Here is a 10,949-nt window from a genome sequence, read left to right as displayed (position 1 = left end):
CAGTGGCAATCTTTACGGACCCTATCAGGGAGCATGCTGATTTCGGGCCGGGCGATGCTGAATGGCTGCACCTCCTGGTGGGGGACTGGCAGATGGTCGCGGACCTGGCGTTCGCCGACCTGGCATTGTGGTTCCCCCACCCGGAGCTTGGCTACATCGCGTTGGCCCACGTGCGCCCCTCCACCACGCATACCGCGTTCCACAGCGATTTCGTGGGGGAGGGGATCCGCTCGGACTTGCAGCCGCTCGTGGACAAGGCCTGGAACAGCCGGTCCATCGAGCGCTCCAGTGAGACAAACTGGAACAGCGAGATGGCGCTGAGGGTCGAGGCCGTCCCCATGGTCCGGAACGGACGGACTCTTGCGGTGGTCACCACGCACATGGACCTGTCCAGTTCCCGGATGCCGTCCCGGCTGGAGCTGACATACCGCCAGTGCGCCTATGACCTCCTGCGGATGGGCACGCTGGGGCTGTGGCCGGACTTCGCTTCGCCGACAGGGTCGCGCCGCGGTGCTCCCCGCGTGGGGGACGGGCTGATCAGGCTGGACGCCGATGGTGTGGTGCAGTACGCAAGCCCCAACGGGGTTTCCGCCTTCCGCCGCCTTGGTGACGGAGAATCCCTCGAGGGACGCTCCCTCGCCGAAGTCACCGCCGGACTGCTGAAGGACCGGCGGATGGTTGATGAGACCCTGCCGCTTGTCGTGACCGGACGGATGCCCTGGCGCAGCGAAATCGAATCCCGGGGCGTCAGCCTCTCCCTTCGGGCCATCCCGCTCCGCGACGAGCAGCAGCGGTTTGGCGCCCTGGTCCTGTGCCGGGACGTCTCAGAGCTCCGGCGGCGGGAAATGGAACTGGTGACCAAGGACGCCACCATCCGGGAAATCCACCACCGGGTCAAGAACAACCTTCAGACGGTCGCCGCGCTGCTGCGGATGCAGTCCCGGCGGATGGTGAGCGACGAGGCGAAGCAGGGGCTGGAACAGGCGATGCGCCGCGTCGCCACCATTGCCCTGGTCCACGAAACTCTTTCACAGGGCCTGACCCAGAGTGTCGATTTTGACGAACTCATCGGACGGCAGTTCCGGCTTTCCGCCGAGGTCGCCTCCCCGTCGCAGCAGGTCAGGACCGAACGCTCCGGCACGTTCGGCGAACTGCCCAGCGACCTCGCCACCCCGCTGGCCCTGGTCATCAATGAACTGGTGACCAACGCCGTCGAGCACGGCCTTGAGGGACGGGCCGGGACAGTGTGGCTGATTGCCGACCGTTCCGAAGGCGAGGACGGCGAAGAACTGACGGTCACTATTGCCGACGACGGTGTGGGACTTCCCGAGATCCCGCACGTGGAAGGGCTGGGGTTGCAGATCGTACGTACGCTGGTCACCAGCGAGCTCGGCGGAACCATCCAGTGGAAACCGCGGGAGGGTGGCGGAACGGCGGTTCAGATCCGGCTCAGCCTGGCCGGCAAGTAGCGACGGGACCGGTTCCCGGGCCTCCGCGTCCGGAGCACGTAAAGAGGCCCCTGGGACGATCCTTGCGGATTGGTCCCAGGGGCCTCTTTCAATCCAGTGCCGGGCGCCCGCGCTGCCCGGCGTCGTGAGCCTGCTGTCGTGTGCCTGCTTAGGAAGCGCGGCGTGCGCGGGCGGCCCGGCGTTTCAGGGCGCGGCGCTCGTCTTCGCTCATGCCACCCCAGACGCCGGCGTCCTGGCCGGACTCGAGGGCCCACTGCAGGCACGTGTCCACGACGGGGCAGCGGCGGCAGACGCTCTTGGCTTCCTCGATCTGGAGAAGGGCAGGGCCGGTGTTTCCGACGGGGAAGAACAGTTCCGGGTCCTTGTCGAGGCACGCTGCGCGGTTACGCCAATCCATGCTGATCAGTTGCTCCATTTCTGGGAAATGCCTTTGTGAAATTATTCACTAGTGGCTACAAAGGAAAAGGGCCCTTCGGGGCCCCGTTGGTCATCTGAATCAAGCCTGTCATGTTAACGCTGTGTAAACAAGGGGTAATAGCGCTTGATATCCCGGGAATCCTGAGCGATGCATCACACTGGCGGCGCGGGCCCTCACCAGTGTCCGACTATGTCCGGTAGGGTGCCAGTGTGTCAAGACCCCCGGCTAACCCTGCAGGCACCCCGCCGCACTCGAACGACCCCCGACATGAATCCGGCGCTGCTCCCGGACGGCGCACTGTACCTCCTGGTGCTGTCGTCGTGGCAGTCGTCGCAGCGGCAGAGGCCACCGCGCTTATGGTCGCGGCAGCCTGGTACGCCTATGAACTGTTCACCGGCAGCCCGGTTCTGTCCTTCTGGGGCGCCGTCTTTACCTTGGGGCTCCTGCTGGCGTTTTCCGCGTGGTTGTATGCGGTGGCAGTCTTCCTCTACCGGGGGTACCGATGGACACGGGCCGCTGCGCTCGTGGCGCAGCTGTTTGTGCTGACCATCGGGGTTCCCACAGTGACCAGCGGGCTGGTTCTCCCAGGGCTGGCGATGCTGGTTCCCGCGGCCACTGCGATCATTCTCCTGTTCTCAACCACAGTGATCAGCTATGCCTCCCGAACGGGGAGCGCGCCGCCCACGCTCTGAGACGCGAACCGGCCGGTCCCGGTACCTGTGACCTGCCGTCCTCAGTCCACCTTGCCGGCATCCTCGTGGCAGACGGCGTCCTTGTCACAGCCGGCGCCGCCGTGGCCGGCGTTCTCATCGCCGGCCCACGCGACCTGAACCGGGGAGGACTGTCCGGCCGCGATGAGGATCCCCCGCCCCGGCGGTGCGTTCGGCTCGACCTCGAAGCGGATCCCGAACAGATCCCCGTCGCCCATCGAACGGGGCGCCAGCAGCAGCCCGGTCCCCGCGGCCCGGGCCTCCATGATCAGCGGATTCCGGGGGACCAGGGGGCTGAACCCAGCGGTAACCACCAGCGCGTGACCCAGGGCATTCAATTGGACCAGGTCCCTCACGGCGGCCGGCGTGAGCAGGTCGACGTCATCCGCGAGCACCACGGTTTCCTTCGGCAGGGACCCGGAGTCTGCCCTGCACAGGAAATCCTTCCACGATGCGTCACGTGCGCAGCCCGGCGCAGGGGATGCCCAGGCCGTTCCGGGGTTCAGGGCACGCAGGGCCCGCAGGGCATTGCTTTTGCCGCTCCCGGGTCCGCCAAGGATGGCTATAACGCCGCCTTCGGGTATCCGAAGGGAGGCGGCGGCAAGTTCATTCCCTGACACGCCGAGGATCACGTTCCCCCGTTGCCCGGCGTGGCGTCCCTCATCGGCCGGCAACAGGCCGCGGGGAGGCGCGAGCCCCGGGACCCGGCTGGCCGCGATCTTCTCCGGTAGTGGTTCAATCCTGAACGGGTGCGGCCCCGCAGGGCGCCCAGTACTGCCGCCACAGGCCGCTCCAGCGGGCGCGGCGGCCGGACGATGGAACTGGCAGACCACCGGTTCACCCTTCGACACCGGCCCATAGACCACCGCTCTGCCCCGTAGCGCCGGGACCGAGGGCAGCCTGGGCCAGGCGGTCCGGGATTCTTCAGTGGAACCGCACGGAAAGTAGAACCGCGTGGGGACTGTTCCGTAAAACCGGGCGGTCACAAGTTCCCGCTCCCCGGAAATCAGAAGTGTGATCTTCGCTCGTGCGCCGTCACGGACAAGGTCCTGGACGAGGTCTTCTGCCCAGGCCAGCGGGCCCGAGCGGAATGCCGACACCCAGGATCCCCAGCCGCTGACAACCAATGCCAAGGGGACGTCGTCCGGGCTGGGACGGCTAAGGCGCCGACCCAGCTCCTGGGTGAGGCGCTCCAGGATTCGAACTGCCCTCCGCAGTTCGTGTGGCCCGGCATGGGCGCCAGTCCGGCCGGCGGCCGCGTAGGGCAAGAACGCGCCGGCCGAATCCAGGAAGTAGAAGTGTGCTTCAGCGTCGGCGGCCATCAGCCGGCTGGCCAGCAGTTCCAGGCCGTCACCGGCGCCCGAAGCGGGACCTCCGATGAAAGCAACGTGGCCGTCCCGGTCCGGGGTCCAGACCAGCGGCGCGACCATTTGCTTCGCGGGCAGGTCCATCAAACCCAGGCGAACGGTCCGGCCGTTCTCTGCCGGGACGGCGGCGGCGCCTGGAGGCACGAGGGAATGCTCGTCCAGTACATCCGGCAGGGGTGCGGCGACCGGCCGCCGCGGCAGCTGGCCTTCCCGCCCAGCACACAGGTCCTTCACCATGTCCGCCAAAGGGGCCACGGCCTGTGCCGGTGTTTGCAGCGACGCAGTTCCCGGGTGCGCGGCGACCTCCGGGCGGGCGAGGTAATCCGTCGTTAGCTGCACGTTGACGTCAGTCCGGGGACCGCGGGCGCGTACTGCCCCCAGGGAGGCAGCCTGGAATTCCTGTGCCGGCTCCATGCCGCGCGCCACGTAGGCCCGGCCGGGAATATCGACGCCGATGGAGGCGGCGGCCTTGGAATTGATGATGTCGGCGGACTCCATCTCGGACTGCACCCGAAGCGCGATGCTTGAAGTGACGTTCGCCCTGATGTCGGCCGTCAGCGCGCCCTGCGGCCGCTGTGTCGCCATGACCAGGTGGATGCCCAGTGAACGGCCGATCGATGCTATCCGCATCAACTCCCGGAGCGCCTCGGGCGCGTCATCGACGAGCATGCGGAATTCGTCGATCACGATCACGAGGTGGGGGAGTGGGAAGCCCTTCGCCGGGGGCAGCCAGCGGTACGTGGTGACGTCAGGGACATTGGCTGCTGCGAGGCGTTCCTCCCGCAGCCGCACTTCGGCCCGGAGCGACGTCAGGGTCCGCTCCAGTTCGTGTCCGGAAATATCGGTCTGAAGCCCAACACAATGGACCAACCCGGTGAGCGGCGCCAGGCCCGATCCCCCCTTGAAGTCTATGAAGAAGAAGTTGACCCTATCCGGCGGGTAGGTCAGAGCCAGGCCCAGCACCAGGCTGCGCAGCAGCTCGGATTTCCCTGATCCGGTGGTACCGGCCACCAGCAGGTGGGGGCCGTCGGTCTGGAGGTCGATGTCCCGTACCCCGAAGGCGCCTATTCCCAGTGGAATTGTCAGCCCGCAGCCTTGGTGGCTGGAGTCCCAGCGGCTCCTGACATCCGCCATCGACAACGGCAGTATTTCGTCCAGGGCGCATGTGGTGGGGACGTGTTGGTTCCGGTTGTCCCGTGGCTTCGCGTCAGCCATGCGGCGGCAAAAGCTGGCAAAGACTTCCTCCGGCGCCAGGTCGGGGACAAAGACCGTCTCTCCGTGCGCCTGCCGCAGGACGGACCGGCGCTCGGAGAGAACCACACCGGACTTCACAGACGCTGCATTTCCGGGCGCCATGTGGATGACCTGGCACCCCCGCTCCAAGGCGGCATCGCGGACAGTGTCGCTGTCGTCCAGCCAATTCGACGTGCTTCGAAGAATTACCACCTGGCGCTCTTGGTGGCCTGACTGGCCCTTTTTGATTGCACGGAGCCCGGCAGATGTCGTGGACGTGAGAGTCACGCCGGGAAGATACCGGGCAGACAAGGGAAGGTCCTCGGGCCGCCCATGGATGATGACACGGGTGGATTTGCCCAGGGGGTATCCTGCCAGTTGCATGACAAAGGACCTGAGCAAACCATCGACGGCAAGTGGCGGGCCAGCCACGGTGGTGAGTGCGCCGCCGGGGTCCAACATGATGGGGACGTTGCCGGCCGAAGGCACTGCCATTGGCCCGCCCGCCGGCTCGATCCGGATGTTGGCCGCCTGTTCTGCCTGTCCAAGGCGCAACCAGACGGCGTCGGAGCCGGAAGCGGCCCCCGGATTGTCTGGCGAGGATTTCGCGGCCAAGGCGACGATCGGCAGGGAAGGCGCGGTCCGCCGCCGGCGTTCCCGGTCTTCCTCTGCAGCCGCCCGAAGTGCCGAGCGCAGGTCTCTGCGCTGCCGTGTCCCGGTGATGAGCGGAACCAGGACCGAAACTGCTGATGCCGCAGAGAAGGCAAGGAACATCCACATCCCGGTATAGACGGCCAAAGCCACGCCGACCGCCAAGGGAAGGAGCGCCCCCAGAAGAAACAGCGTCCTGTTGCCGGCGTCGGGACGGGCACGGACCGTGAGCGGTTCCGTGACGGACTTTCCAGCATCTGCCAGCATCCGTTCCGGCAGCCCGCTAAAGAGCAGCGACATCAGCGTGTTCCCGCAGCGGATGCTCGAGTCCGTGGTGATGGCGGTATTCCTGACTCTCTCGCCGTCAACGTACGTGCCGTTCGCACTGTCGAGGTCGATGAGGAGGATATCTGTGTCCGTAACTACGATCTCTGCATGCTCGCGTGACAACTCAGGGTCAGGGATGACGATGCGGGTTCCGCTCCTGCCGATCCTGTAGCTGCCCCGGTTCAAGGGCACCGCTGTCCCCGCCGCTGCCCCGCTGTGGACGGCGAGGACGAGGCTGCCGGCGTCCTCAGCAGCCCGCCGCGGACGGATCCGCCGTGGCGGGCCGGCCGCGCCCCCATCGACCAGCACGGCACCGTTGACAAGCGGTGCCCTGCCGACGGTCATCGAACGGAGGTGTACGCCATCCACGGTGACCGCGCCGGAACCGAACTTCCGCACCAGCTGGTCATGGATGGCGGAGCCATCGGTGCCGTCCGGGGCGTCGATCGACAGTTCCAACAGCGGCTGGCACTGCTTGGACCCGGGGCCGGCCACCAGGGTGCAGTGGAGTGTCATGGTCAGGTGTCCTTCGTGGTTTGCACCCACGCTAGCCGGGCGCACCGGACCCGTCGCCCCTTCGCCGTCCGTATGTGGAAAACCTCGGGTGCGCGATCCGCACACTCCGAGGTGCTGCCGCCTGATTCGACGGGCCATGCGGTGGCTCGGGTAGGCTAGAGCAGCAGACAATGCGCCACCTTGCGCTGCCCGCATGCAAACCAGGAGATTTTGTGACCGCTGACCTTGTCATCGTAGGGTCCGGCTTTTTTGGCCTGACAATCGCAGAACAGGCCGCCAGTGAGCTCGGCTTGAAGGTCGTCGTTATCGACCGCCGCCATCACATCGGCGGTAACGCCTACAGTGAAAAGGAAGAACAGACCGGTATTGAGGTTCACCGGTACGGGGCCCACCTGTTCCACACGTCCAATGACCGTGTGTGGGAGTACGTCAACAGGTTCACGACGTTCACCAACTACGTGCATAAGGTCTACGGCGTCCACAAGGGCGAGGTTTACTCCCTGCCCATCAACCTGGCCACCATCAACCAGTTCTTCAGGGCCAATCTCACACCCGGCCAGGCGCGGGAGCTCATCCAGGAGCAGGCCGGCGAGCTGGCGGGAACCGATCCCCAGAACCTCAATGACAAGGGTATCCAGCTGATTGGCCGCCCGCTGTACGAAGCCTTCATCAAGCATTACACCGGCAAGCAGTGGCAGACGGACCCCAAGGACCTGCCGGCAGGCATCATCTCGCGGCTTCCGGTGCGCTACAACTACGACAACCGGTACTTCAACGACAAGTACGAGGGGCTGCCCACCCACGGGTATACCGCCTGGATCGAGAAGATGGCGGAGCACCCCAACATCGAGGTGCGGCTGAACACGGATTTCTTCGACGAGTCGCATGAGTACAGCAAGAACAAGGTCGTAGGCAACATCCCGGTCGTTTATACGGGGCCTGTGGACCGCTACTTCGACTACGCCGAGGGCGATCTTTCGTGGCGGACCATCGACTTCGAAGAAGAAGTCCTCGAGGTGGGTGACTTCCAAGGGACGTCCGTCGTCAACTACAACGACGACGATGTCCCCTTCACCCGGATCATCGAACCGCGCCACTTCCACCCCGAACGTGAATACCAGACCGAGAAGACGGTCATCATGCGCGAATTCTCGCGTTTCGCTGAGAAGGACGACGAGCCGTACTACCCGGTTAACACTTCAGCCGACAGGGAACGCCTCCTTAAATACCGGGACCTTGCGGAGGCTGAAAAGGATGTCCTGTTCGGTGGACGGCTGGGCACCTACAAGTACCTGGACATGCACATGGCCATCGGATCGGCGCTCAGCATGTTCGACAACAAGATCCGGCCGCATTTCGAGAGCGGCGCCAAACTTGAAAGTGGAGGAGTCACCGCATGAGCGACGGGGACGCAGTAATCGACTGGCGCACGATCCAGCGGGTGATCCTGCCATCGGCAGACCAAACGGACACCATCCCCCTCTATGTGGACGCCGGTCCCGCCAGCGGCATCCGCCTGCGGGAAAACGACGAACTCGCGCGGGCCCCGAAGCTGCCCGAAGACAAGCTGCAGATGTTCAGCTCCGGCGTGAGCCAGGCACACTTCGAAGACCTTCTCTCACGCGAATCCATGCGCGTCCGGTCCGGTGAACAGATCTCCTTCGGCACCTACTTCAACGCCTTCCCGGCCAGTTACTGGCGGCGCTGGACGTCCGTGCGCGACATACGGCTCGTTGTCACAACCAAGGGCACCGGAACGGTCACGGTCTACAAGTCAAACGCCCGGGGCTCCATTCAACGCGTGGACGGCCGGCATGTCGAAGGGGAAGCCACCTCGGCTTTCGAGCTGACGCTCAAACCGTTTGGCGACGGCGGCTGGTACTGGTTTGACCTTGCCGCCACCGGTGACGGGCTGCTGCTGGAAAGCGGGCAGTGGGAGACAGCGGAAGCGGCCCGCGAAGCCGGGCAGGTCACGCTGGAAATCACGACCATGAACAAGCCCGATTTCTGTTTGAACAACGCCCGTATCCTCGCCGGGAACCAGGACGTCCTGACTTCCGTCAAAGAGATACTGATTGTCGACCAGGGCACCCAGAAGGTGCAGGATCAGCCGGGATTCGCAGAGGTTGCAGCGTCCCTCGGCGGCAAGCTGCGGGTGATCAACCAAGCCAACCTGGGCGGTTCCGGGGGCTTCGCCCGTGGCATGTACGAGGCAGTCGAAAATGGCAGCGACTACGTCCTCCTGCTTGACGACGACATCGTTGTGGAACCCGAGAGCATCGTCCGGCTGCTGACCTTTGCGGACCACTGCCGCAAACCCACGATTGTCGGCGGACACATGTTCGACCTCTACAGCCGCAGCGTCCTCCACACCTTTGGTGAAGTCGTGGACCCCTACCGCATCGTGCCGGCACAACCGCACGCTGACATGGAACTGCGCCACGATTTCAGCGTTGCGAATCTCCGTCAGACCGCCTGGCTGCACCGGCGCGTCGACGTCGACTACAACGGCTGGTGGATGTGCCTGATACCCACGAGGGTCATTGAGGAAATTGGGCTTTCCCTCCCGCTGTTCATCAAATGGGATGACGCCGAATATGGTCTCCGCGCCCGCGAGGCCGGCTTCGCCACGGTCTCGATGCCCGGCGCAGCGGTATGGCACGTCTCCTGGGCCGACAAAGACGACATGGTCGGCTGGCAGTCATATTTCCATGGCCGAAACCGCCTGATCACCACGCTCATCCACAGCCCCTACCCCAAGGGGGGCCGTGTGCTGCGGGAATCCGTCCAGGCAGACGTCAAGCACCTTGTATCCATGCAGTACTTCACGGAGCACGGCCGGATCGAGGCCCTCAAGGATCTCCTAAAGGGCCCCGATGACCTCCACCGGGTCCTTGCCACCAGACTTCCCGAGATCAATGCGTTGAAGTCCGAATACCCGGACGCCCAGCTGAAGGATGACGTGGACGACTTCCCCGCGCCGAAGTTGAGCCGGGGTCCCATGGGCGGTGCCGCCATTGGCATGCCGCGCAAGAAGGACCTGGTGCCGTGGGGTATCAAGACTGTGACGCGTCAGTTGATCAAGGTCCCTGCACCCGAGAGTGCTGAGCGCCCGCAAGGATTCCTGGCCCACCGTGACAACCGCTGGTTCCGGCTTGCCCACTACGACAGCGTCATTGTCTCCAACGCCGAAGGTACGGGAGCTTCCTGGTACCGGCGTGATCCCCAGAAGCTGAAGTCGATGCTGGCTGAAGCTACCGCCTTGCATTTGCGGCTCTACCGGGAATGGGACAAGCTGGCCGAGCAATACCGCGCTGCCGTTCCCGACATCACCTCCATGGCGGCCTGGAAGAAGACGTTCGACGCCGAGAGCAAGGAAGACAGCTAGATGGCCCGACCAACGGACCAGCTCATTAAACCTGGGGTGGGTCGTGGACTCCTCGACATCTACGGCGACCGTTTCCTGCTAAAGCTGCTAGTACGCAAGGAAATCAAGATCCGCTACCGCGGGTCAGTGCTCGGCCTGATGTGGTCCTACGTCAAGCCCCTGATGCAGTTCCTGATCTACTTCATCGCATTGGGAATCTTCCTGAATCTCGAACACGGGACTCCCAACTACGCGATCTACCTCTTTTCTGGGATCGTGCTGGTCAACTTCTTCACCGAGTCCCTGTCCAATGCCACCCGGTCCATCGTTGACAACCGGGACCTTATCCGGAAGATCTATTTGCCAAGGGAGCTGTTCCCCGCCGCTACGGTCTGGGTTTCGGCCGCGCACTTCCTGCCGCAACTGGTGGTGCTGATCGCGGCCTGCCTTGTGGTGGGCTGGACGCCGTCGATCCTTCAACTGGCGGCAGCAGTCCTGATCTTCTTCATGATGGCCGTGCTTGCCACGGGCCTGGGGCTGATGTTCGGCGCCGCCAACGTCTACTTCCGCGACTCGGAGAACATCGTGGACATGATCGTCATGGTCGTCACCTGGGCCTCCCCGGTGCTCTATGTGTGGACCATGGTGGAGCGGGTCATGGGGCCGTGGTATTGGCTTTACCAGCTGAACCCGATCACCACAGCCGTCGAAGTCTTCCACTGGGCTTTCTGGGAACCGACCCTGAAGCCGGACCAGGCAGTCGGCGATATCATGCCCCCCGACCTGCTTGGCTTCTGGCTCCCCGTCTCCCTGCTGACTACGCTCGCCATCCTCTTCCTTGGCCAGCTGATGTTCCGCAAGCTTTCCGTACACTTCGCCCAGGAGCTCTGA

7 protein-coding genes are annotated in these 10,949 nt (G+C 64.5%); 5 read left to right on the top strand and 2 right to left on the bottom strand.

Translation table 11 applies throughout. The features are described from left to right. The first annotated feature begins 2 nt into the window (after positions 1-2). Entirely contained in the window at positions 3-1,469 is a 1,467-nt protein-coding gene (locus ACYSM9_RS07715) for a sensor histidine kinase (protein ID WP_461856391.1), read from the top strand. 148 nt (positions 1,470-1,617) lie between these two features. On the opposite strand, the gene ACYSM9_RS07710 is transcribed toward ACYSM9_RS07715, so the two are convergent. Continuing rightward, positions 1,618-1,866: a WhiB family transcriptional regulator gene (locus tag ACYSM9_RS07710; RefSeq protein ID WP_003804966.1), complete on the bottom strand. Its 249-nt coding sequence runs from the start codon at positions 1,864-1,866 to the stop codon at positions 1,618-1,620. Positions 1,867-2,096: 230 nt separating this feature from the next. Between ACYSM9_RS07710 and ACYSM9_RS07705 the strand changes: the two genes are divergently transcribed. Then, a complete protein-coding gene (locus ACYSM9_RS07705; RefSeq protein WP_461856390.1) occupies positions 2,097-2,579 on the top strand; it encodes a hypothetical protein in 483 nt (160 codons plus the stop codon). A gap of 41 nt (positions 2,580-2,620) precedes the next feature. On the opposite strand, the gene ACYSM9_RS07700 is transcribed toward ACYSM9_RS07705, so the two are convergent. Continuing rightward, positions 2,621-6,691 carry an FtsK/SpoIIIE domain-containing protein gene (locus ACYSM9_RS07700; protein WP_461856389.1) on the bottom strand — a complete coding sequence of 1,357 codons (4,071 nt, stop codon included), beginning with the start codon at positions 6,689-6,691 and terminating at the stop codon, positions 2,621-2,623. A gap of 212 nt (positions 6,692-6,903) precedes the next feature. On the opposite strand from ACYSM9_RS07700, the gene glf reads away from it, so the two are divergent. From glf to ACYSM9_RS07685, 3 genes are read left to right on the top strand one after another with little or no spacing between them, the layout of a single operon-like run. After that, on the top strand, positions 6,904-8,091 hold the full coding sequence (glf, locus tag ACYSM9_RS07695) for a UDP-galactopyranose mutase (RefSeq protein WP_461856388.1): 1,188 nt from the start codon (positions 6,904-6,906) through the stop codon (positions 8,089-8,091). Further along, on the top strand, positions 8,088-10,079 hold the full coding sequence (locus ACYSM9_RS07690; protein ID WP_461856387.1) for a glycosyltransferase: 1,992 nt from the start codon (positions 8,088-8,090) through the stop codon (positions 10,077-10,079). The genes glf and ACYSM9_RS07690 overlap by 4 nt, the downstream gene beginning before the upstream one ends. After that, the gene (locus tag ACYSM9_RS07685) at positions 10,080-10,949 is read left to right on the top strand and encodes an ABC transporter permease (RefSeq protein ID WP_461856386.1); all 870 of its coding nucleotides are present in this window, start codon (positions 10,080-10,082) and stop codon (positions 10,947-10,949) included.

It is taken from the genome of Arthrobacter sp. C152 (genome assembly GCF_054890965.1).
Note: the sequence above shows the minus strand (reverse complement) of the source record. Positions and strands in the feature narration are given on the sequence as shown.